The sequence below is a fragment of the Synechococcus sp. H55.7 genome (genome assembly GCF_047462395.1).
Lineage (GTDB): Bacteria > Cyanobacteriota > Cyanobacteriia > Thermostichales > Thermostichaceae > Thermostichus.
Genome location: NZ_JANSJD010000002.1, coordinates 16,718 through 37,375, shown reverse-complemented (window position 1 = coordinate 37,375; position 20,658 = coordinate 16,718). Strand labels below are relative to the sequence as shown.

At 61.4% G+C, this 20,658-nt stretch carries 22 protein-coding genes; 11 read left to right on the top strand and 11 right to left on the bottom strand.

Annotated elements, in window-relative coordinates; translation table 11 throughout:
- Positions 1 to 3 precede the first annotated feature (3 nt).
- The gene (locus tag NW851_RS01100; RefSeq protein WP_414333396.1) at positions 4 to 321 is read right to left on the bottom strand and encodes a DUF3067 family protein; all 318 of its coding nucleotides are present in this window, start codon (positions 319 to 321) and stop codon (positions 4 to 6) included.
- Positions 322 to 474: 153 nt separating this feature from the next.
- Here NW851_RS01100 and NW851_RS01095 point away from each other — a divergent pair, with 153 nt between their 5' ends.
- Both NW851_RS01095 and NW851_RS01090 read left to right on the top strand, forming a co-directional pair.
- Positions 475 to 993 carry a cytochrome b6-f complex iron-sulfur subunit gene (locus NW851_RS01095; protein ID WP_414333394.1) on the top strand — a complete coding sequence of 173 codons (519 nt, stop codon included), beginning with the start codon at positions 475 to 477 and terminating at the stop codon, positions 991 to 993.
- 250 nt (positions 994 to 1,243) lie between these two features.
- Entirely contained in the window at positions 1,244 to 2,227 is a 984-nt protein-coding gene (locus tag NW851_RS01090; RefSeq protein WP_414333392.1) for an apocytochrome f, read from the top strand.
- Positions 2,228 to 2,282: 55 nt separating this feature from the next.
- Here the strand turns inward: NW851_RS01090 and NW851_RS01085 are convergent, their stop codons facing one another.
- Positions 2,283 to 3,095, bottom strand: coding sequence for a PhzF family phenazine biosynthesis protein (locus NW851_RS01085; protein WP_414336641.1), 813 nt, complete (start codon positions 3,093 to 3,095; stop codon positions 2,283 to 2,285).
- A gap of 248 nt (positions 3,096 to 3,343) precedes the next feature.
- Between NW851_RS01085 and groES the strand changes: the two genes are divergently transcribed.
- The 3 genes from groES (at position 3,344) to NW851_RS01070 (ending at position 6,463) form a co-directional block, all read left to right on the top strand.
- Positions 3,344 to 3,655 (top strand): co-chaperone GroES, encoded by a 312-nt coding sequence (gene groES / locus NW851_RS01080; protein ID WP_011433225.1) that lies wholly within the window; start codon positions 3,344 to 3,346, stop codon positions 3,653 to 3,655.
- A gap of 98 nt (positions 3,656 to 3,753) precedes the next feature.
- Entirely contained in the window at positions 3,754 to 5,388 is a 1,635-nt protein-coding gene (gene groL / locus NW851_RS01075) for a chaperonin GroEL (RefSeq protein WP_414333388.1), read from the top strand.
- Between the two features lie 289 nt (positions 5,389 to 5,677).
- Positions 5,678 to 6,463 carry a DUF429 domain-containing protein gene (locus tag NW851_RS01070; protein ID WP_414336640.1) on the top strand — a complete coding sequence of 262 codons (786 nt, stop codon included), beginning with the start codon at positions 5,678 to 5,680 and terminating at the stop codon, positions 6,461 to 6,463.
- A 42-nt stretch (positions 6,464 to 6,505) separates the two neighbouring features.
- Here NW851_RS01070 and NW851_RS01065 read toward each other — a convergent pair whose 3' ends face one another.
- The 3 genes from NW851_RS01065 to NW851_RS01055 all read right to left on the bottom strand — a co-directional run bounded on the left by NW851_RS01065 (position 6,506) and on the right by NW851_RS01055 (position 9,851).
- On the bottom strand, positions 6,506 to 8,500 hold the full coding sequence (locus tag NW851_RS01065; protein ID WP_414333384.1) for an SH3 domain-containing protein: 1,995 nt from the start codon (positions 8,498 to 8,500) through the stop codon (positions 6,506 to 6,508).
- 99 nt (positions 8,501 to 8,599) lie between these two features.
- Positions 8,600 to 9,094, bottom strand: coding sequence for a DUF427 domain-containing protein (locus NW851_RS01060; protein WP_414333382.1), 495 nt, complete (start codon positions 9,092 to 9,094; stop codon positions 8,600 to 8,602).
- 31 nt (positions 9,095 to 9,125) lie between these two features.
- Positions 9,126 to 9,851, bottom strand: a complete 726-nt coding sequence (locus NW851_RS01055; protein WP_414336639.1) for a Crp/Fnr family transcriptional regulator — start codon at positions 9,849 to 9,851, stop codon at positions 9,126 to 9,128.
- Positions 9,852 to 10,051: 200 nt separating this feature from the next.
- On the opposite strand from NW851_RS01055, the gene NW851_RS01050 reads away from it, so the two are divergent.
- From NW851_RS01050 to NW851_RS01025, 6 genes are all read left to right on the top strand, one after another.
- On the top strand, positions 10,052 to 10,714 hold the full coding sequence (locus NW851_RS01050) for a sigma-70 family RNA polymerase sigma factor (protein ID WP_414333379.1): 663 nt from the start codon (positions 10,052 to 10,054) through the stop codon (positions 10,712 to 10,714).
- 2 nt (positions 10,715 to 10,716) lie between these two features.
- Positions 10,717 to 11,301: an anti-sigma factor family protein gene (locus tag NW851_RS01045; protein ID WP_414336638.1), complete on the top strand. Its 585-nt coding sequence runs from the start codon at positions 10,717 to 10,719 to the stop codon at positions 11,299 to 11,301.
- Between the two features lie 35 nt (positions 11,302 to 11,336).
- Positions 11,337 to 11,930, top strand: coding sequence for a hypothetical protein (locus tag NW851_RS01040; RefSeq protein WP_414333377.1), 594 nt, complete (start codon positions 11,337 to 11,339; stop codon positions 11,928 to 11,930).
- A gap of 51 nt (positions 11,931 to 11,981) precedes the next feature.
- Positions 11,982 to 12,296 (top strand): DUF3181 family protein, encoded by a 315-nt coding sequence (locus NW851_RS01035; protein WP_414333375.1) that lies wholly within the window; start codon positions 11,982 to 11,984, stop codon positions 12,294 to 12,296.
- Positions 12,284 to 13,438, top strand: a complete 1,155-nt coding sequence (locus NW851_RS01030; RefSeq protein ID WP_414336636.1) for an S-layer homology domain-containing protein — start codon at positions 12,284 to 12,286, stop codon at positions 13,436 to 13,438. The genes NW851_RS01035 and NW851_RS01030 overlap by 13 nt, the downstream gene beginning before the upstream one ends.
- A gap of 323 nt (positions 13,439 to 13,761) precedes the next feature.
- Positions 13,762 to 14,331, top strand: coding sequence for a photosystem I assembly protein Ycf4 (locus NW851_RS01025; protein WP_414336635.1), 570 nt, complete (start codon positions 13,762 to 13,764; stop codon positions 14,329 to 14,331).
- 156 nt (positions 14,332 to 14,487) lie between these two features.
- Here NW851_RS01025 and NW851_RS01020 read toward each other — a convergent pair whose 3' ends face one another.
- The 6 genes from NW851_RS01020 to NW851_RS00995 form a co-directional block, all read right to left on the bottom strand.
- The gene (locus tag NW851_RS01020; RefSeq protein WP_414336633.1) at positions 14,488 to 16,056 is read right to left on the bottom strand and encodes an NAD(P)H-quinone oxidoreductase subunit N; all 1,569 of its coding nucleotides are present in this window, start codon (positions 16,054 to 16,056) and stop codon (positions 14,488 to 14,490) included.
- Positions 16,057 to 16,200: 144 nt separating this feature from the next.
- The gene (gene gvpJ / locus NW851_RS01015) at positions 16,201 to 17,460 is read right to left on the bottom strand and encodes a gas vesicle protein GvpJ (RefSeq protein ID WP_414336631.1); all 1,260 of its coding nucleotides are present in this window, start codon (positions 17,458 to 17,460) and stop codon (positions 16,201 to 16,203) included.
- Between the two features lie 110 nt (positions 17,461 to 17,570).
- Entirely contained in the window at positions 17,571 to 18,050 is a 480-nt protein-coding gene (locus tag NW851_RS01010) for a peptidylprolyl isomerase (RefSeq protein WP_414334743.1), read from the bottom strand.
- Positions 18,051 to 18,291: 241 nt separating this feature from the next.
- The gene (locus tag NW851_RS01005; protein WP_414334740.1) at positions 18,292 to 18,747 is read right to left on the bottom strand and encodes a phosphate-starvation-inducible PsiE family protein; all 456 of its coding nucleotides are present in this window, start codon (positions 18,745 to 18,747) and stop codon (positions 18,292 to 18,294) included.
- Positions 18,748 to 18,787: 40 nt separating this feature from the next.
- Positions 18,788 to 18,949 carry a DUF2256 domain-containing protein gene (locus NW851_RS01000; RefSeq protein ID WP_414334739.1) on the bottom strand — a complete coding sequence of 54 codons (162 nt, stop codon included), beginning with the start codon at positions 18,947 to 18,949 and terminating at the stop codon, positions 18,788 to 18,790.
- Between the two features lie 31 nt (positions 18,950 to 18,980).
- Positions 18,981 to 20,627, bottom strand: coding sequence for a CTP synthase (locus NW851_RS00995; protein ID WP_414336628.1), 1,647 nt, complete (start codon positions 20,625 to 20,627; stop codon positions 18,981 to 18,983).
- Positions 20,628 to 20,658: the final 31 nt, after the last annotated feature.

Below are 20,658 nucleotides of genomic sequence, written 5' to 3'. Positions count from 1 at the left end.
GACTTACAGCAACCACTCGGAGGCCCGCTCCCCCACCTTTTGCAAATCTAGAGGAATGGCCACCGCTTTGCCCATGCGAGGCCTCTGACGGGTGGCTTCGATTTCGCGGCGCACGGTTTCCCACACCCCCCAAGCCTGTAAATGGGCCATCACCTTCTCCAAGTGGGCCAGGTACTCGGCCTCGCTCAAGGGAAAAGAGGGCTGCTCCAGGTAGCGCCACATCACCAGCAACACCACCTTTTGCTGGATACGCCGCAACTGCACGTCGTAGGAGCAGCCCCACTTGTCTTGCAGCAAAGCTTGAAAGTCGGATCCCGTCATCGCACTGGCTTGAGACTGGCTTCAATGTTGCCGGGTAGGCTGAAGGCCTTGGGTTCACCGTTGCATTTCTTAACGATATTGGCCAAAGGGGTCGGTTAGGATGGTGTCGCTTGTCAACGAACGTTAAAACTTCTCAGGTCTGCATTTGCCATTATGACGGAAGCGGTTAGCAACTTTGAAGCCCCCCCCATGAGCCGGCGGGTTTTTCTGAATGCCCTGCTCAGTGGCTCGGTGGGAGTGGTGGTGGTGGGCGCCCTCTACCCGGTGGTGAAGTATTTTATTCCGCCCTCGTCCGGGGGAGGGGGTGAGGGCCTCATCGCTCAGGACGCCCTCGGCAAGCCCATCAGCGTCAGTGAACTGTTGGCCACCCATGCCGCCACGGATCGGGTGCTGGCCCAAGGCTTGAAAGGGGATCCCACCTATATCGTGATCGACAACGGGGCGGTGGCCAATTACGGCCTCAATGCTGTTTGCACCCACCTCGGCTGTGTGGTGCCCTGGAATGTGGGAGAAAACTTGTTTAAGTGCCCTTGCCACGGATCCCAGTACGCGGCCAACGGCAAGGTGATCCGGGGGCCGGCTCCCCGCTCGCTGGAGCTGGTGAGCGCCACGGTGGATGGCGACAACGTTCGCTTCAGCCCCTGGCAAGGCCCCGATTTCCGCGAGGCCTAGCTGAAGGAGCAAGGGATCCTGACAGCTCTACGGCGGCAATTGGGTTCAACTGTTAACTGAGGTTAACTGAATTCCCGGTCGTGCTAGCGGGATGGAGTCCTTTTAAAACGGTGAGTCAGGATCCCGATGGCGAGGTGAGCCGCTTGTGGTTAGGTCAGCTTCTGCCGAGCGAGGTGGGGCGAATGATCGAGATCGCTCTTCCCCAATTGTGTTCCAAAACTGTGATTGCAATCCATTCTGAGCTGAACTTATGAAGCGAATTTGCTTAGCCGTGTGTGCGCTGCTGCTGTTGCTGGGGATGGGATCCCGTCCGGCGGCAGCCTACCCTTATTACGCCCAGATGGCCTACGACAACCCCCGCGAGGCCACCGGAAAAATTGTCTGCGCCAACTGCCACCTGAACGCCATGCCCGCCCGTGCCGAAGTGCCGCAGGCGGTTACCCCTGGCCAGGTGTTCACCATCAAGGTCGGGATCCCTTATGACCTGAGCAAACAGCAGGTGCTGGGGGATGGCAGCAAAGGCGGGCTGAATGTGGGTGCTGTGGTGGTGTTGCCGGAGGGCTTCCGTTTGGCTACCGAAGAGGAGATGACCGAGGAACAGCGGCAGGAAACCGCCGAGACCTACATCACCCCCTACAGCGACGAGAAGCCCAACATCCTTCTGGTGGGCCCTTTGCCCGGCGAGCAACACCAGGAAATCGTCTTCCCGGTGGTAGCGCCTGACCCGAAAGAGGATCCCTCGGTGGCCTTCATGAAATATCGGGTCTATGTCGGCGCCAACCGCGGTCGTGGCCAGATCAACCCCGACGGCAGCCTCAGCAACAACAACGTCTTCCGCGCTCCCGCCACCGGTCGCCTGGCCAGCATTGCCACCGTCGAGTCGGATCTCAGCGACCTGCCAGCTGAGCTGGCCGCCCTGGTGCCGCCCGAATACGAGTTGCCGGGCACGCGGGTGCTCAGTTTCGAGACCGAAAACGGGATCCAAAACTTGGTAGTGCCGCCGGGGCCGGAGTTGGTGGTTAACGTGGGCGACAGCGTCCAAGAGGGGGATCCGGTCACCAACAACCCCAACGTGGGCGGCTTTGGCCAAGCAGAGCGGGATCTGGTGTTGCAAAGCCCGGATCGGGTGAAATGGCTGGTGGCCTTCCTGGCAGCGGTGGCCATCACCCAGCTCCTGCTGGTGCTCAAGAAAAAGCAAGTGGAACTCATTCAGGCGGCAGAACTTTTGGGCTAGCCCAACCGTTCCCATACTTTTTCCACCACCCCGGAACCAGCCGGGGTGCTTTTTTCTAGGGGATCCGCAGCTCTCCCACAATCACCAACACCGCTTGGCCGGCAATCTCCACACGAGGGCCGAGATCGCGGCACCACAGCTCGCCTCCCCGCGTCGAGAGCTGGCGGGCTTTGAGCTCAGCCCGGCCCAGGCGCCTCGACCAATAGGGCATCAAAAGACACTGGGCAGATCCCGTCACCGGATCCTCCACGATCCCCAACTGGGGGGCGAAAACGCGGCAGACGAAATCCGGCCCATCCTTCAGATCCTCCCCAGAGGCGGTGACGATCAAGCCGGAAACGGGGAGCGCCTGAACCTGGGCCCAATCCGGCTGCACCTGCTGCACCTGCTGGGCCGAAGCCAGCACCGCCATACCCATGCCTCCGCGGCACAGATCTACAGGTGGGATCCCCAAAGCCGCTGCCACCTGCTCTTGCGCTTCCGGCCAGGGCTGGGGAGCCTGGGCGGGAAAATCCATCGCCAGCCGCTCCCCCTGCCGCCGCACCGACAACCGGCCACTGCGGGTGGAAAAGGCCACCTCCTGAGCTTCCGGGTGCACCCCGGTCAAGAGCACATAGGCACCGGCCAAGGTGGCATGGCCACAGAGATCCACTTCCGTCGTCGGAGTAAACCAGCGCAGCCCATAGTGGGGAACAGCGCCCAGGGATCCCTGGGGCAGCAAAAAAGCCGTCTCCGACAAATTGTTCTCCGCCGCAATCGCTTGCATCAAAGCTGCCGGCAGCTCCTGGGGCAGCAAACACACCGCCGCCGGGTTGCCCCTAAAAGGCACGGCCGTAAAGGCATCCACTTGAAACAACGGGATCCGCACCTGCTTGCTCCACCCCCCTCAGGCCATGATCCCACAACAGGCCCAGAAGTAGAGAGATCCGTACCCAACCGTACCTGCCCAAAAGCGGGATCCCGCCCACAGGGGCTATTGTCAGGCCAGAAAGTTGGCTGATAAACTAGCACTCGTAAGTCGAGAGTGCTAAAACCTCGATTTGCACAAGCTTAAGGTCTCGACTCATAGGTTAAACCCTTCAGCTTCGTGCTTTCGGATCACGGAGGAAAATTGTCATGGCTGCAGTAGCTCTGAACGTCTCTACGCTGAAGCCGCTGGGCGACCGCGTGCTGGTCAAGATTGCCCAGCAGGACGAGAAAACCGCAGGCGGCATCTTTTTGCCCGATACCGCCAAAGAAAAACCCCAAGTGGGGGAAGTGGTCGCAGTTGGGCCTGGCAAGCGCAATGACGAGGGCAAGTTGATCCCGATGGAACTGAAGGCCGGCGATAAAGTGCTCTACTCCAAGTACGCCGGCACAGAAGTGAAGCTGGGCAGCGATGAATATGTGCTGCTGGCCGAGCGGGACATTCTCGCCATTGTTCAGTAATTCATCAGTGCTTCGGTAGCAACTCAACTGCAATTCAGCAGTCGAGCCGTTGAGTCTTTGTTTCACCCTTACCGGCGTTTGTACGTCAGAGGTTAACTATGGCCAAATCGATCATTTTCAGCGAAGACGCTCGTCGCGCCCTTGAGCACGGCATGGATGTATTGGCAGAAGCAGTAGCCGTTACTCTTGGCCCCAAAGGGCGCAACGTTGTACTGGAGAAAAAATTTGGCGCGCCCCAAATCATCAACGATGGGGTAACCATCGCCAAAGAAATCGAGCTGGAAGACCACATTGAAAACACCGGCGTCTCCCTGATCCGTCAGGCGGCTTCCAAGACCAACGACACGGCTGGTGACGGCACCACCACCGCCACCGTCTTGGCCCATGCCATGGTTAAAGAAGGGCTGAAAAACGTAGCCGCCGGCGCCAACCCGATTGCCCTCAAGCGCGGCATTGACAAGGCGGTGAAGTTCCTGGTGGACAAGATCGCCGAACATGCCCGCCCAGTGGAAGACTCCAAAGCCATTGCCCAAGTAGCGTCCATTTCCGCCGGCAACGATGAGGAAGTGGGCCGCATGATTGCCGAGGCCATGGACAAAGTGGGCCGCGAAGGGGTGATCTCCCTGGAAGAAGGCAAGTCCATGACCACCGAGCTGGAAGTGACGGAGGGGATGCGCTTTGACAAAGGCTACATCTCTCCCTACTTCGTCACCGACACGGAGCGGATGGAGGCGGTTCTGGAAAACCCCTACATCCTGATTACCGATAAGAAAATCACCCTGGTGCAAGACCTGGTGCCGGTTCTGGAGCAAGTGGCCCGCGCCGGTCGTCCGCTGCTGATCATCGCCGAAGACATCGAGAAAGAAGCCCTGGCCACCCTGGTGGTAAACAAGCTGCGGGGCGTGCTGAGCGTGGTAGCGGTGAAAGCGCCTGGCTTTGGGGATCGCCGCAAGGCCATGCTGGAAGACATCGCCATCCTCACCGGCGGTGAGGTCATCAGCGAAGAACGCGGCCTGAAGCTGGAGAACGCCCGTCTTGACTCCTTCGGCTCGGCCCGTCGCGTCACGGTAACCAAAGACCACACTACCATCGTGGCGGAAGGCAACGAAGCGGCCGTCAAAGCCCGCTGCGAGCAAATCCGTCGCCAAATTGAAGAAACCGATTCCACCTACGACAAAGAAAAACTGCAGGAGCGCCTGGCCAAGCTCTCCGGCGGTGTGGCGGTGATCAAAGTGGGCGCGGCCACCGAAACCGAGATGAAGGATCGCAAGCTGCGCCTGGAGGACGCCATCAACGCCACCAAAGCGGCGGTGGAAGAAGGGATCGTCCCGGGCGGCGGCACTACCCTGGCGCACCTGATGCCGGTGGTCACCGAGTGGGCGCAGGCCAACCTGTCCGGCGATGAGCTGGTGGGGGCCAACCTGGTTGCCCGTGCGCTGGGCGCTCCGCTGCGCCGCATTGCCGAGAACGCCGGCCAGAACGGCTCGATCGTGCTGGAGCGGGTGAAAGAGAAACCCTTCACGGTGGGTTACGATGCCCAGAACGACGCCTATGTGGACATGTTTGAAGCGGGTATCGTTGACCCGGCCAAAGTGACCCGTTCTGCTCTGCAAAACGCTGCCTCGATTGCCAGCATGGTGCTCACCACCGAAGCGATCGTGGTGGACAAGCCCGAGCCCAAAACCAACACGCCGGCCAGCAGCGGCAGCGGCATGGGTGACTACGACTACTAATCCTCTGGCGAGGGCAGGGTGAGGTTTCTCCACTCATCAGAAAACCTACTGCCTCGCCGGTTCGTAGTCCACTGCCCTGAATAGGATAGATCTTTCGGGATCCCCCTTAGCGGGATCCCTTCTTAGGTTTTGAGGTGGATGTTAGAGGACGGTTCCAAATTGGATAGAGGCCGTGCGAGGGCGCTACTGGCAGTCGAACAGCGAGGGAACCCTACTCCCCTCTCCCTGAGGGAGAGGGGCTGGGGGTGAGGGAATCCTCGATCGAGCGTGTGGAAAAGGGGAAAGCGGTATGGCTCGGTTAATCTGTATTGGCCTAGACCTGGCCTGGTCAAACCGCAACCCCTCTGGGGTGGCGACGTTGCAGGTCGAAATGGGGGATGCCAAAGCCCAGAACCTGACGGGCCGCCTGCTGGACAGTCGCATCCTGCAAACCGACCCGGAAATTGTGGACTACATCCAAGCCCAAGCCGGAGGGGATCCCTGCCTGGTGGCGGTGGACGCCCCCTTGCGCGTCCCCAACCTCAGCGGCCAGCGGCGGGCCGAAGCCGAGCTGAACCAGCTGTTTCGCGCCTACGCCGCCGGCGCCCACCCCGCCAACCGCCGGCTCTTAGAAAAAAACGGCCAAGTGCGAGGGGAAGCCCTGGTGCAAGCCCTCTCCCGCCATGGCTTTCGGGAGCAGGCCAGCATCGAGCGGGGATCCTTGGCCCGCCAGATCACCGAAGTCTTCCCCCACAGCGCCATGGTGAGCCTCTTCGGCCTCCGCCGCACCCTGAAATACAAGGCCCGCCCTCGACGCAGTTGGCCGGAACGGGAACAAGCTTGGCAACTTTACCGGCAGCACCTGCGCTCCCTGACCAACGCCGACCCTGCCCTGCGCGGCCACGAAACCCTGCTCCAGGTGGAGGTGGGATCCCTTAGGGGCCGCCAACTCAAAAACTACGAAGACCAAATCGATGCCCTGATGTGCGCCTACATCGCCCTCTACGGCTTTCGCTGGGGATCCGAGCGCTGCCACAGCTTCGGCAGCCTGCAAGAAGGACACATCTTCACGCCCCTGCCCATCTCAAAGGGCTGATAGGCCACCGAACCCCTGAACAAGAGAGCAAAAGCCGACAGCTCAGGGCCGTTCCACCAAACGGGTTGAGCCGGATTGGGCAGCGACCCATCCCCCCGGAGCCCCATCTCGCTCGACGCGCAACCAGACGGGCACCTGTCCTTCGCCGGCTTGCACTTCTACCACCCGCAGCAGAGCTTGGCGGGGGGCTGTCCCGACAATGGCTCCCCTCAGGCTGGGCTGCTGGCGGATGTTGATGCCATCGTTGGAGATCACCCGCACCTGTTGAACTCCTTGCCACTCGGCCAGAGGGCCGGTGGGCTCAGGTTCAGGAGTGGGCTCTGCCTGATCAGGACGGCTGAGGGCAACCGGCGGCTGCTCAACTTGCACCTGGGGCTGCTCCAGCGGTGGCGCCGGCGGTGGCGTGAACAGGCCCCGCAGCATTTGCCAGATGATCAGCAGGGAGAGGATGCCGACACCAACCACCCCGGCCAAACGAATGCCGGCGGGAAGGGCAGGGCGCTCACTCCGGCCACGGCGGGATCCCAGGCGGCTGCGGCGGTAACGTTCCCCATCCTGCAAACCTGGGTTCTGAGCAGGGAGCCCCTCAAAGGACTCCGTCCCGCTGGCGGGATCCGCAAGGGCAGAGACACCCGGCCTAGGGGTGCCCCGGTAAGAGGGCAAATCCGAGAGGCGCGGGGGTTCGGGCATGGTTCCTCCCCCTTGCAAGGGGGAGGGTGGGCGAGGCCATTCTTGAGTCTGCTCAAGCAGTCGCGGGCCACCCACCATAGCCGGCAAATGAGGGGGGGGATAGGGGGCTCGCGGAGATAGCATCCCTGCCGGCGGGTCTTCGCGGCTGGGCATCTCGTCCAGGTAGGCTTGGACTTGGGGGTTGTCGAAGTAGGCTTGCAAAGTCGCTTGGGCAGTTTCCAGGCCACGAAACTCTGGGAACACCTCCTCTTGAAACCACCTTTCTGTGAAGCGGCACAGACCCGGCAGATGGTCGGGGGAGCCGGCGGAGTGTTCTTCGATAAACTGCAAGGCCTCTGCTTCTTGGGTGGAGCGCAGATGTTCGAGCGCCTCTTCGGTTTGTCCCAGCAAGAGACTGCAGATGGCCTGCTCCAGATGCACATCCTGTCGTTGCGCCAAGCGAACCAGGTAACCGCGGGCACGCCGCACCAGGGCCGGACGATTTTCCAGATACCCTGCTGCCAGCAATACCTGCACGGCCAAGTAGGCGGCCACCATCGAGGGACGCTCAGCCTCCCGCTCAAACAACTCCTGCTGTTCTTTGAGGGTGAGGTGGCGACGTACCCGCTGGATGAAGCGCAGGAAATCCTCGGTGCTGAGGCCAGAGCCATCTTGACCCATCCCCTCGATGCCGCCCCGTTCGTCCAGCATGGCTTTGAGGAGAGCCAGTCCCTGCTGTCGCTCCCCGTTCGCATCGGCAGCCTCTTGGCCAGTTCGGGAGAAAACATTGGCCTCGTGGCTGAGGAGTTGCAAAATGCGGTAAGGGCGCAGCTTGCCCAGATCAAGGCGGAACTCTGCTTGCATCTGCGGAAAGGCCTGGTACTCCTCCAGCTCGGCCAGGCCCGCCTGCAAAGAACGCGCCGCCTCTTCGTAGGATCCCTGCTGCCAGGCTTCCCGGCCCAGCTCCAAACGGGCGATGGCCCGCGCCAAAATGGCATCGGAACGGGCAGGGTGGCCCTGCTCCAACATCTGTTGAGCCAAATCCAAAGCCGCTTGGTAGTCTCCGGCTTCGCAATACAAACACAGCACGCCTGGCAAGAGGGTCTCTTCCACCGTCAGGGTGGGATCCGCCGGCATGAGGTGTTCGTCGTAGTTTCGTCGCGCCTCTGGGTTAAGCAACACCGAGGCTGCCTCTTGGATAAGCTGAGCGCGAGCTGCCACGGCCTGCGGCGAAAACCCCAGCAGCCAAGAGCGCTCGCCCGGTTTGGGATCGAGCCGCTCCCGGTAGGCCTGCTCGATCTGATGCTCGTCCGCCCGTGGCGACAGCATCAAAACTCGGTAGTAGTCGAGGGGCACTCGCACCGTCATGGCTGTTGTCGGCTCTCCTAATCGCGTCGGATCCCTGAACCCGCCTCGACTTAACTGTAGTCTTTTCCTCAGCAAAAGGGATCCCCTCTTGCTTAGAACCTACCAGTCCCAGCTCCCCGGCTCCCCCTTGAAGGGGCCTACGACCTTGGAGGTAATCCAGCCGCCGTAGAAATCTCCCGGCTGGGGCCGAACTCGCTCTCCATCCACCCGGCACTCCTGCACGCGGCCCGCATAAAAAGCAAGGTAGTCGCGGATGGGCCAAAACTCTGGGCTGGGATCCGAATAGCTCCAGGCGGCATCCACGGCCACTTGGGAGCCGACCTGGATCGTCCAGTAGCGGGCAGTTCCTTTGAACTCGCAGAAGGAGGTGCGGGCGCTGGGGCGGAGATACTCCAGCCGCACGTCGCTGGGGGGAATGTAGTAGGTGGGCGGGTGGCTGGTTTCCAGGATACGGTAGCAGCGGCAGCTGTGGGCGATGAGCTCGCCGTTGAAGAGAACTTCCACCCGCTCAGCGGTGGGCTCCAAGCGGGGCGGGCGCGGGTAGTCCCAGACGGATTCTTGTCCGGGCCGGGGCGGGATGGGCTGGGGGCGCATGGGCAGTCTCCAAAGCAGGATCTGACAGCACCTAAAGCAGACGGCTGGCCTCTACCAGTTTGGCGTACTGCACCAGCAGCAGAGACTGTTGCTCCGGCAACACCTGAATCACCCCCTGCTGCTGCAGACGGCCCAGCACCGCCGCCGCTACCTCTCGGCTGACCTGGCTGATATCGGCCAAATCCTGGAGGGGAGGGTAAACAATGCGCATTCCCTGGGCGGTCTTCTCGCCAAAGGCCTCTGCCAGTTGCACCAGCGCATGTACCACCCGCAGCGGGGGGCTTTGTCGATCCAGATCGGCCTGCAAATTGGCCAGGCGTAGGCGGCGGGAGAGGCTGCGGGCTAGCTGGTAACACAGGTGCGGCTCCTGCAGCATCAGCGCCTTGAAGGTGGCCGCCGGGATCCCGACAGCCCGCACCGGGGTCAGGGCCAGCACATCCCGCGAGCGGGGGGCCTCGTCCAGTACCGCCATTTCCCCCACCCAAGCGCCCGGCCCGAGCAAAGCTAGGGTTTGGGCGCTGCTTTGTATCCCTTCTGTTGTGCCGATCCGCACAGGCCGCCGCACTTTGGCCCAGCCGGAGAGGATCAGATAAACCACACTGCCCCAGGCATCCTGCATCAAGAGCGCTTGTCCTGCCGCAATATCCCGCAGCTTCACCTGGGATCCCAGCCATTGCAAGGACGCTGCCGAGAGTTGGGCCAGCGTCGGCACCACCTTGAGCTCGGAGAGGAGGGCAGCAGAGACATCAGGAGTCATGCCGGAGGGAGGTTGACCGTACCGCAAGCCCACTGTAGCCCAGCCGCCGGCTCAAGGGCTATCCTGCAAAGGGTTCTCGCACCGCCCTGCCCCCTTGAGCCAAGATCGGGAGAGGGAACCTAACTTCCCCCGTTGCGTCAGGAAACAGAGGTTCTGCTTGGGAGGGGATCCCTCCGTCGTTCAATAACCTATGGATGCCTATGGATGCTGCCCTCAGCGACATCACTGGCCAGCGCTGGTCGGTCTCGGTGAAGAACGTGCCTGCGCGGCCCGAAAAGCTCGCCGATGGGGATCTGGTGCTGCTCTGTCAGCAGGGATCCCAGCCCCACCGCGAGGCCTTTGCTGAGCTGATGCGTCGTCACCAGGCCCATGTGGACAAGGTGCTCTACCACCTCGCCCCGGACTGGCCCGACCGGCACGACCTGGCCCAGGAAGTCTGGATCCGGGCCTACCGCCACCTAAAGCGGCTGCAGGAGCCGGCGAAATTTCGCAGTTGGTTGGGGCGGATTGCCACCAACCTGTTCTATGACGAGCTGCGCAGGCGCAAGCGGCAGCAGCAGCCTCTTTCTTTGGATGCGCCGATTGCAATGCGAGACAGTGAGATGGAATGGGAGCTGCCCAGCGAGAGCCCCAGCCCCCATGAGCACCTCACCACCTGCGAGTTTTACGAGCAGTTGCACCAGGCCGTCCGCGACCTGCCTCAGGTTTTTCGCCAGACAATCCTGCTGCGGGAAATTCAGGGGATGGCCTACGAGGAAATTGCCGAGATCACAGGCGTGTCTTTGGGCACCGTTAAGTCTCGCATTGCCCGCGCCCGCGCCCGCTTACAATCCACCCTAAAACCCTACCTCAACGGTGAATGACCATGGTTCGCGGCAACCGCAACCCCGATCCCAGGGATTCCCAGCAGGAGATGCCGCTGGTGGAGGAGCGCTTTGAACAGTTGAGCGCCTACCTGGATGGGGAGTTGTCCTCTCAAGAAGCGCGGCAGGTGGAAGACTGGCTGGCCAGCGATCCCCAAGCGCGGCAACTGTACAGCCAACTGGCAGCCTTGCAGGCCGGTTTGGCCAATCTCAAGGCCCCAACTTTGGATCCCATCCAGACAGAGCTGCTGATCAGCCACGTGTTCGAGGAGCTGGACCAAAGGCCGGCGCTCGATCTGGGCTGGCGGTGGCGCAGGGGCACCCCTTGGGGACGGGTGGCAGCCGCTGTGGTGGCCTTGGCGGGAGCCGGCTGGGCGGGATGGCGTTGGTCGCATCCTCAGCCCTTGGTATCGCTAGAAAATCCGCCGGTGCGGGTGGCCATCGTGCCGGCCTCTGCCCGGGTTGCCCAGCGCTACCTGTTCGAGCTGGGGCAAAAGCAAGATGCCTACTCGATTTTGTTTGAGACAACGCCCAACCGTGGACTCCGTCCTGTCAGCGCGATCGGAGCCGAGACGGGCCGGGAATGACCTGAGCAGGCTTGAGAAAGACTGAGGAGTAGAGGGTGGAAAAAGCCGTTCGCAGAGCTTGCGGTCTGGCGGTTTGCCTTTGGCTATGCAGTCTGGGATCCCTGCCGGCCCAGGCTGACCCCAGTGGCAGCCATTTTGCAGCGCCGCAGGACTCACGTCCCTATCCCAATGCCCTGGAGCCCACCAACCTGCCCTCACCGGGATCCCGTCTCACTCCCACCCCCGCCCAAAACCAACCGACCTCTCCCGGGATAGAGCTATCGCCTTTTCCCGATTTCCCCCTCCTTAAGGAGTTGGATCCACCCTCACCAACCTTGGCCGACTTGGGCATCCATTGGGATCACCTGGCCCTGCTGCCGGATCCCGAGCTGGCAGAAGCAATGGATAGGGAGTTCAACCGCCGCCTGGCCCGCCTGAACCGGCAGATTGCCAACCAACAAGAGCGCCTCTACCGCCTGTTGCAAGACTGGGACTCTGACGAGGCCGATATCCGTCAAATTCAGTCCCAACTGAGCCAGTTGCGCACAGAACGGGATCGCCTGGCGCTGGAGCACCTGTTGCTGCTGCGGCAGTTGCAGGAGAACTTTGCCCTGCCTCTACCGGGCCGCTCTGCCGCCAGCTCTCCCTGAGGTGGGAGCAGGTTATGATCGGCAGAGGGCAACCACTGATGGAGCTGAGCAATGGCCCAAGTGCCCAGCAACCCAGAGATCGAGCAATTGGCCGCTGCCATTGGCGAGGAAGTTTACATCGATGTGGCCCGGTGGCACCTCTACCTGCGGGATGCCCACCTGCACACCCTCTTGGCAGAACAACTGGCCCCCCAGGTGATGGCAGGCAAGGTGGATGAGAATGCCGTTACAGAGATCCTGCAAGGGATCCCGGTGAAAGTGGGGGGCGGGCGCAAAGAGCTGCCCCTGGCGGATCTGCTGCCCATGCAAAGCCTGCTGAACTTACTGGATGTGCTGGAGGAGTTCAGCCGCAAATGGGCTCAGTAGAGGGGGAGAAAGCATTGCAGCATCAGCTCAATCGGTTCAAGCAGTCTAGGCGATCGCCGCCTCCAGCCGGCACCTGGCTCAGGGCCGCTGGTTTTGTCCTGCTGCTGGGGCTGTTGTCGGCCTGTCAGGGAACCGAGTGGGGAGAACGGCTGCAACGAGCGGTGCGACCGGTGAGCCTGCCTACCTTCCCCTCTGGAGACCAACCGGAGACGCCCACGCCTCTGCCGGGATCCCGCTCCTCCTCTACCTCTGTCCCCTCTGCTCCTGCGACTCCCCCTGCTTCCTTCACGCCTCCGCCCAGCCAGGTCAGCAGCCGCTTTGCGGATCTGGAGCCCGGATCCCTGGTGGCCCGTGCTGTCTCTGATTTGGATCGGCTGGGGGTCTTTGCCGATGTTGTTGGCAGTGAGTTTCAGCCGCAGCGCAGCGTTCGTCGCGGCGAATTTGCCCGCTGGTTGGTGCTGGCCAACAACGCCATTCACGCCGACCAGCCCAGCCGCCAAATCCGTTTGGGATCCGCCAGCGAGCGCCCCCTCTTTTTGGATGTGCCGGAGGAGGATCCCAACTTTCGCTACATCCAGGCCCTGGGAGCTGCCGGCATCGTTAGCGGCGATACCAACCGCGAGTTTCGCCCCAACAGCCTGCTGTCGCGGGCAGAGCTGATCCGCATGAAGGCACCTCTGGATTTGCCTCCCGGCCAAATCAAGGGATCCCGATTAGAGCTGGAGGAGCGTTGGGGCTTTACCGATGCGGCGCAGATCCCTGAGGAGGCGGTTGCCCCCCTGGTGGCGGATCGCGGCCTGGAGAATGCTTCCACCGTGTTGCGCACCTTCGGCCCCATCCGCACCTTTAACCCCTTTGAGCCCGTCAGCCGCGGGGAAGCGGCAATTGCCCTGTCGGCCTTTGGAGAGCGGACGGCTCAAGAAGCTGCCTTGCCAACCGCAACTCCCGCAGCCAAGCCCCTCGATCTTGAGCCTTCTCCCCCTGCTGCCGAACCAGACCCGACCCCTTCCCCCGCTCCCACCCCTGAGGGCGAACCTTCTCCCGGCGCTGCTAGCAACCCTGAGCCATCCCCACCACTCAGGATCCCAGCAGTTGCTCCAGGGGCAGGGGAAATCGTTACGCCGCGCCAGCCTCAACCCTGAATTAGAGGGATCCCAAGCTGCGGGAGCAGAGAGGTCTAAAGCGCTGGCGCTCATTGCAAAGATCCAACCGCTCAAGGGGGAGCCAGGATCCCCGCGACTCTTGTTGTAGAAGGCGGGAAAGGATCTGTTGCCGCTCTCTACGTCGTTATTGCTACGCAACGCTGTCGCGAACGCGCTACTATCCCCAACTCCCCTCTCCCCTTGGGAGAGGGGCTTGGGGTGAGGGTCGAGCGGCGCGGAGCGCTTGGGAAGTGTCTCGCTCTAGTTTGCAATTAAATAAAATGGGAGAAGCCAACTTTGGAAAATCGACAGGGATCCCGTCTGTGTCTGCGACTGTTCCCGAAATTCGCTCTGAAGAGCTGCTGCGCTACACCGTGATTGGGTCGCGGCGGCCCAGCGTCTACTTTTGGGCGGTGGCGCTGACAGGGGGTGGGCTGGGCTTTACCCTGGCCGGTCTTTCCAGCTATTTCCACCGCAACTTGCTTCCCTTTTCCGATCCCGCCAGCCTGGTGTTCATTCCCCAGGGCATTGCCATGCTCTTTTACGGTGTGCTCGGATCCCTGGCGGGGCTGTATCAATGGCTGAGCCTGTACTGGAACCTGGGGGGCGGCTACAACGAGTTCAACCGCCGCACCCAGAAGATAACGCTGGTGCGGCAGGGCTTTCCGGGCAAAAACCGCGAGGTGCGGCTGGAATACGACTTTGCCGAGGTGCAAAGCCTGCGGGTCGAGCTGCGAGAAGGCCTCAACCCCCGCCGGGTTATCTACTTGCGGGTAAAAGGACGCGGCGACATCCCCCTCACCGGCGTTGGCCAGCCCCCTTCCCTGACGGAGATCGAAAACCAAGCAGCCGAGATTGCCCGCTTTCTCAATGTCAGCCTAGAGGGTATTTGAAATTCTCTTGGATTGTGGACGGCTGCTGGTCAGGGATCCCAGGAATTGAGATAGCCCAGAAACCGGCTCAACAACATCGGGTCAATTGTCCAAGTAAACTCCCCTCTCCCTTCGGGAGAGGGGTTGGGGGTGAGGGATCCCTGCCTTGCAGAGTGCTCAAGAAAGGTCTAGGACTCGTCCCGCAACTGTCAGAGAAGGGCTGGTCGCCTCTGGAGCAAAAGCCTGGGCTGTCGGGAACCCCAAAAACGGGCTTTGCTCCACCGCCTGGGTGGAGAGAGTAAAGAGCGGATTGGAGAGGATCCCGGCAAAGATCGTGGCCACCAGCGTCAGCACCATGCCCACCCGCAAAGCCGGCATGCCTTCGGCCTGCCAGTTCGTCTCAGGGTAGTTTTGCACCGAAAGCGACATCTCCTGCGGCTCTTTCACCACCATGGTTTTCACTACCCGCACGTAGTAGTAGATGGAGATGACGCTGGTCACCAAGCCCACCAGCACCAGCGTGTAAGCCCCTGCCTGCCAGCCGGCCCAGAAAAGATAGAGCTTGCCGAAAAAGCCCGCCAGCGGCGGCAACCCGCCCAGAGAGAGCAGACAAATGCTCAGGCAAAGGGTGAGGAAGGGATCCTTCTGATAGAGGCCGCTGTACTCGTTGATTTCGTCGGTGCCGGTCTTGAGGCTGAACAGGGTGACGCAGAGAAAGGCTCCCAGGTTCATGGCCAAATAGACCATCAGGTAAAAAATCAAGCTGGCATAGCCCGCTTCGGTGCCCGCCACCAACCCAATCAAGACAAAACCCGCCTGCCCAATGGAAGAATAGGCCAGCAGGCGCTTGAGGCGGGTTTGGGCGATGGCCACCACGTTCCCCAGCACCATGGTCAAAATGGCCAGCACCGAGAGCACCGCCCGCCACTCTTCCGTCATGGCCGGGAACGCAGTGGCCAGAAAGCGAATGGCCAGGGCAAAACCTGCCGCTTTGGATCCCACCGACAAAAAGGCCACCACCGGCGTCGGGGATCCCTCATAAACATCAGGAGTCCACTGGTGAAAAGGCACCGCCGCCAGCTTAAAGCCAATGCCGCCCAGGCAGAACACCAAGGCAAGGATCCCCACCAGGCCGGCATTGGCCAGGTAGGGCGCGATGGCCGCCAATTGGGTCTGCCCCCCCGACAGGCCGTAGAGCAGCGACATGCCGTAGAGGAAGATGGCCGTGCTGCTGGCCCCCGTCAAAAGGTACTTCAGGGCTGCCTCGGAAGAACGCGGATCCCGCTTGGTGTAGCCAGCCATCAGGTAGCTGGCGATGCCCAGCGTTTCCAAGGAGACGAACACCATGATTAAATCCGTCGCCCCGGCGAGGAACATGCCCCCCAAGGTGGCCGTGAGCAGCAGCACATAAAACTCGCCGGTGGGTGTCCCTGCCTGGGCGATGTAGCGCTCCGCCATCATCACCGTCAGAGCTGCCGTTGCCACCACCAGGCCGCGGAAGAGAATGCTAATTGGATCCGCGGCAAAGCTGCCCAAGAAGCTCTCCAACTGGGGCTGCTGCCATTGCAACACCAAGGTCACCAAGGCTCCGATCAAGCCGAAGAGGGAGAGGGCCGGCAGACTTTTGCGCGCCGCCGACCCACCCACCAGATCCACCACCAAGACAATCAACAGCGTGAGGGTGACCACCACCTCTGGCCAAATGGCGTCGGCATGCAGGTTTCCGGTTGGGGCGAAGACATCCATAGGAGAAGACTATGAAGAGAGATTAACGGGATTCAAAGCCAGCATACCGCGATTTCTGGGTTCTCTTCTCGCTTCAGGCATGGCTTCTCCCAATCATCTCAATCAAGACTCTCAATGCTCAGGCCACTCTTGATCACAGCCCCGCTAGAGCTTGGCACTAGAGGTGAGCACCAGTTTTAGGCGGGCGTGGATGAGATCCAAGTCCGCCAAGCCCAGGTCGATCTCGCCGTCGATAACAATCCCGGTGTTAATCAGCCGATCCAGGAGTTCCAGCAGGGATCCCTCGCCGTGGGGCTGGCCGGGGTAGTAGTCCCCCTGGCGGGGCAAGAGAGAGCCCAGATCTCCCAAGTCCAGGTTGAGATCCGCTGGGTCGATCTCCAGCAGGGCGCAGAGTTGCCGAATTTGCTCTCGCAGGGCTTGCAGGCTGCTGCCGGCCCGCTCAATTTGCTCTGCAGAGAGGCGATTGGCTTCCATCTGGCGTACCACTTGGGCCTCCATCAACTGCCGCAGCAGCTCCACCAAGGTCAGCACCAGCGAGGCCAAACCGGCTTCCGGGCGTTTCCGGGTAGGGGTGAAGTCTTCCGGGCTGGCCGGGCTGACAGCAAGGCGAGGGGAAGGAACAGGCAGGGCCAACCACTGCTCAAAGGGCTGGCAAAACTGTTCTAGGCTGAGCAAATGGAGACGGGGATCCCGAGCGGCCGCTTCCCGCTCCTCCGGCAGGTTGTAGCCCCACTCGGCTAAAAACAAGAGCACCTGCTCCAGTTCCAGTACGCTCTGCACCTGGCGCAGCGTCTGCAGGCGATCCTCGACAAACCAGAGTTCCTCAGGCGCTACCTGGGTCGCTGCTAGCAGCCGCTGTAAGGTGGTGGCCTTGGGGGCCTGCACCTCCTTGCCCAGAATACGGTGGCGCGGCAGTTGGATCCCTTCGCGGAGCAAAAGCTGCTGGATAAACCGCCCCTCTTTGGTGCTGAGAATGGCCAGGCGCGGCTCTCCGGCAGCCTGGATCTGGCGCATCCAGGCCGTCACCCCTGGATAAAAGCGGTGCAGCCCCAGCCAGCCCTGCAGATCTTCTTCGATCCAGCGATCCCGCACCTTATCCAGGGCTTGGGCCAAAGCCCGCTCGGAAACCCCCCCCTGCTGCAACAACTGCTGACGCCAGCCCGGCCAGTCTTGGCGCAAGTCCTCTTCGGGGATCCCTTGCTGTAGCCCCCACAGCAGCAGAGGCATCTCCCAGCCAATCTCGATTAGGGGTCGCAGGCGGTCGAAGGCAGGGCGCAATGGCTCCAACTGGGCAGGGGCTAAACCCCACACCTGACTACAAACTCGACAGGAAGAAGCAAAGTACTCCGACCGTCCGTCGCAGAGCACACCATCAAAATCCAGAACTAGAATGCGGGGGGACATTCGCCGGGGCCTAGCGAACTCCATAACTGAGTCCCCCATAGAGCAAGTTGCAAAAATGGGGCCAGAGGCCAAGTTAATTTAACCAAACTGTTTCGCCGGATTGGCCCAACCTAGTTCGATTCCGAGATGCGAACAGACTTGATCGCGACCGGATTCAGCGGGCGATCCTGAGGGCCTGTGGGCGCCGTGGCAATTTTATCCAACACGTCCTCCCCCTCGATCAGTTGGCCGAAGATCGTGTAGTTGGGCGGCAGCGGGTAGTCGGCATGCATGATGAAGAACTGGCTGCCATTGGTGTTGGGGCCGGCGTTGGCCATGGCCAAGGTTCCTCGCGTGTAGGAGCGCTGCACCGGCTCATCGGGAAAGCGGTAGCCTGGCCCGCCTCGCCCCGTGCCAGTGGGATCCCCGCCCTGAATCATGAAGCCCCGAATGACCCGGTGAAAGATGACGCCGTCGTAGAAATGATCTCGGGCCAAGAAGACAAAGTTGTTGACGGCAAGGGGAGCTTCCTGTGGGAACAGCTCCAAAACCATCGTGCCGGCGGTGGTCTCCAGCGTGGCTGTATAGGACTTGGCCGGGTCGATCACCATTGGCGGGGGACTGTTGTAGGTTTTCACGGTTTTGCCCAACTGTTGTGCCAGGAGCAAATCGTAAGAAGAATGCGGGCGGGCCAGAGCGGGAAGAAAGCCAGATCCCACCCAAAGCAGCACCGCCAGCACAGCTAGCTTCAACAGGTGGGCAACCCCTGAGGGCACGCGCATCTCTCTTGCCAGAAAGCTCCGCCCCTATCCTATCAGGATTTGTCCAGGCCCGCCCTTCGCTCGACAGGGATCAAGGCTTGGCTCGTCGCACCAGCCAGTAGCTGACGGAGAGAGCTAGCGTCGCTGCTGCCAGCCCAATGAGATCCAGGCCCCCCAGCTTCTCAAAATCGAAAATAATGATCTTGCGCGCCACCGCGATCAAAGAAGTCACAATCACCAGCTCTACCTGCACCACCTGCTTTTGCAAGTAGGCGGTAATGTTCTCCAGAATCTCCAGCGCGATCAGGATATTCAAAAAAAGGCCGAAGATCTCGATCAAAGTGGTGGAGAAAAAGCCAGTCGGCTCCTGCAGCAGATCGGCCACCAGGAAGCGGGCCAAATCCACCACGGCCACCCCAATCAGCCCGATCATCAAGATGGAAAGCAGCTTCGAGATCAGACTTTCTAGGCGGGTAATGGCCCGCAGAAAGGGATCCTCCTCTTCCGTTTCGTGAGGATTGTGCAAGAGCCACTTGAGAAACCGCATGCCACCCCCCTTTGACGACCCCATTATCTGCCCCAGACGTCTAGGAGGATCGGGATCCCTTGGAGCGATGGTTGCGACACCGCTCAGAACAGTATTTCACCTCCGGCCAACAGTCGGCCCACTTCTTGCGCCAGGTGAAGGGCCTGCCGCAGGTGAGACAGATTTTGCTCGGCAAATCCGACTTCTTCCGGTGGCGGGGCATGGCGCGCTGGAAACAACAACCCTTGGATAACTTAACCAGATAACTGCCCTGTGTTCTGCAACTGCAAGGCTTGAGGCCGGGAACGGTTGTGCAGGGCAGCTTGGATCAATCCCAAAAAGAGGGGATGGGGGCGGTTGGGGCGGGAGCGAAACTCGGGATGGAACTGGGTGGCAATGAAGAAAGGGTGGCTGGGCAGCTCGATGATTTCCACCAGGCGGTTATCGGGCGAGACGCCGCTGATGACGTAGCCGGAATCCAGCAATAGGCTGCGGTAGGCGTTGTTGAACTCGTAGCGATGGCGGTGGCGCTCGTAGATGATGGCCTCGCCGTAGAGCTTGGCCGCCAGGGTGTTGGGCAAAATGCGGCAGGGATAGAGGCCCAGGCGCAGGGTTCCGCCCAGATCCTCTACATCTTTCTGCTCCGGCAGCAGGCTGATGACGGGGTGGGGGGTGTCGGGATCGAACTCGTAGCTGTTGGCCCGCTCCAGATGGGCAATGTGGCATCCCCAGTCGATCACCGCACACTGCATGCCCAGGCACAGCCCTAGGAAGGGGATGCCCCGCTCGCGCACATGGCGGATGGTGGCCACCTTGCCCTCGATGCCCCGGCTGCCAAACCCCCCCGGCACCACCACGCCGTCCACACCGGCCAGCAGGGCTTCTGGCCCCCGCTCCTCAACTTCTTCAGAAGAGATCCAGCGCAAGGTAACGCCGGCATTGAGGGCCAGGCCTGCATGGCGCAGGGCTTCCGCCACTGAGAGGTAGGCATCGGTGAGGCGCACGTATTTGCCGACAATGGCAATTTCTACCCGCTCTTGAGGGTGGTGCAGCCGCTGCACCAAGAGCTCCCACTCGCGCAGATCCGGCTGCTGCGGATCCAGGGTGAGGATCTGCAAAACCCGCTGCGCCAACCCTTCCTGCTCCAGCACCAAAGGCACATCGTAGATGCTGGGGGCATCCTGGGCCTGGATGACACATTCCACCGGCACGTCGCAAAACTCGGAGATCTTCTCCTTGAGGCCGCGGGGCAGGGGCTGCTCGCAGCGGCACACCAGCACGTCCGGCTGAATCCCGATCGAGCGCAGCTCCTTGACCGAGTGCTGGGTGGGCTTGGTTTTCATCTCCCCCGCCGCCCTGATGAGAGGCACCAGGGTCACGTGCACGTAGGCCACATTGGCTCGGCCCACATCTTTGCGAAATTGGCGGATAGCCTCCAAGAAGGGCAGCGACTCGATGTCCCCCACCGTGCCCCCCACCTCCACCAGCACCACATCGGCGTTGGTCTCGCGCGCCACCCGCCGGATGCGCTCTTTGATCTCCTGCGTAACATGCGGGATCACCTGCACTGTGCTGCCCTGGTAGTCGCCCCGCCGCTCCTTGTAGATCACCGCCTGGTAAATGGCGCCGGTGGTGACGTTGTTGAGCTTGGACATGTTGGTGTCGGTGAAGCGCTCGTAGTGGCCCAAGTCCAGATCCGTCTCGGCGCCGTCGTCGGTGACGAACACTTCCCCGTGTTGGTAGGGGCTCATGGTGCCGGGATCCACATTGATGTAGGGATCCAGCTTTAAAATCGACACAGTGTAGTTGCGGGACTTGAGCAGACGGCCCAGGCTGGCCGCCACAATGCCTTTGCCGATGCTGGAGACGACTCCGCCGGTGACGAAGACAAACTTGGTCATACCCCGGATCCCTTGCCCTCTTCTGAATTAT

Bases quoted from the DNA above. Each gene is read 5' to 3' on its own strand.
- NW851_RS01100 (WP_414333396.1), bottom strand. From the start codon at position 321: ATGACGGGATCCGACTTTCAAGCTTTGCTGCAAGACAAGTGGGGCTGC.
- NW851_RS01095 (WP_414333394.1), top strand. From the start codon at position 475: ATGACGGAAGCGGTTAGCAACTTTGAAGCCCCCCCCATGAGCCGGCGG.
- NW851_RS01090 (WP_414333392.1), top strand. From the start codon at position 1,244: ATGAAGCGAATTTGCTTAGCCGTGTGTGCGCTGCTGCTGTTGCTGGGG.
- groES (WP_011433225.1), top strand. From the start codon at position 3,344: ATGGCTGCAGTAGCTCTGAACGTCTCTACGCTGAAGCCGCTGGGCGAC.
- groL (WP_414333388.1), top strand. From the start codon at position 3,754: ATGGCCAAATCGATCATTTTCAGCGAAGACGCTCGTCGCGCCCTTGAG.
- NW851_RS01070 (WP_414336640.1), top strand. From the start codon at position 5,678: ATGGCTCGGTTAATCTGTATTGGCCTAGACCTGGCCTGGTCAAACCGC.
- NW851_RS01065 (WP_414333384.1), bottom strand. From the start codon at position 8,500: ATGACGGTGCGAGTGCCCCTCGACTACTACCGAGTTTTGATGCTGTCG.
- NW851_RS01060 (WP_414333382.1), bottom strand. From the start codon at position 9,094: ATGCGCCCCCAGCCCATCCCGCCCCGGCCCGGACAAGAATCCGTCTGG.
- NW851_RS01055 (WP_414336639.1), bottom strand. From the start codon at position 9,851: ATGACTCCTGATGTCTCTGCTGCCCTCCTCTCCGAGCTCAAGGTGGTG.
- NW851_RS01050 (WP_414333379.1), top strand. From the start codon at position 10,052: ATGGATGCTGCCCTCAGCGACATCACTGGCCAGCGCTGGTCGGTCTCG.
- NW851_RS01045 (WP_414336638.1), top strand. From the start codon at position 10,717: ATGGTTCGCGGCAACCGCAACCCCGATCCCAGGGATTCCCAGCAGGAG.
- NW851_RS01035 (WP_414333375.1), top strand. From the start codon at position 11,982: ATGGCCCAAGTGCCCAGCAACCCAGAGATCGAGCAATTGGCCGCTGCC.
- NW851_RS01030 (WP_414336636.1), top strand. From the start codon at position 12,284: ATGGGCTCAGTAGAGGGGGAGAAAGCATTGCAGCATCAGCTCAATCGG.
- NW851_RS01020 (WP_414336633.1), bottom strand. From the start codon at position 16,056: ATGGATGTCTTCGCCCCAACCGGAAACCTGCATGCCGACGCCATTTGG.
- gvpJ (WP_414336631.1), bottom strand. From the start codon at position 17,460: ATGTCCCCCCGCATTCTAGTTCTGGATTTTGATGGTGTGCTCTGCGAC.
- NW851_RS01010 (WP_414334743.1), bottom strand. From the start codon at position 18,050: ATGGTGATCGACCCGGCCAAGTCCTATACAGCCACGCTGGAGACCACC.
- NW851_RS01005 (WP_414334740.1), bottom strand. From the start codon at position 18,747: ATGCGGTTTCTCAAGTGGCTCTTGCACAATCCTCACGAAACGGAAGAG.
- NW851_RS01000 (WP_414334739.1), bottom strand. From the start codon at position 18,949: ATGCCCCGCCACCGGAAGAAGTCGGATTTGCCGAGCAAAATCTGTCTC.
- NW851_RS00995 (WP_414336628.1), bottom strand. From the start codon at position 20,627: ATGACCAAGTTTGTCTTCGTCACCGGCGGAGTCGTCTCCAGCATCGGC.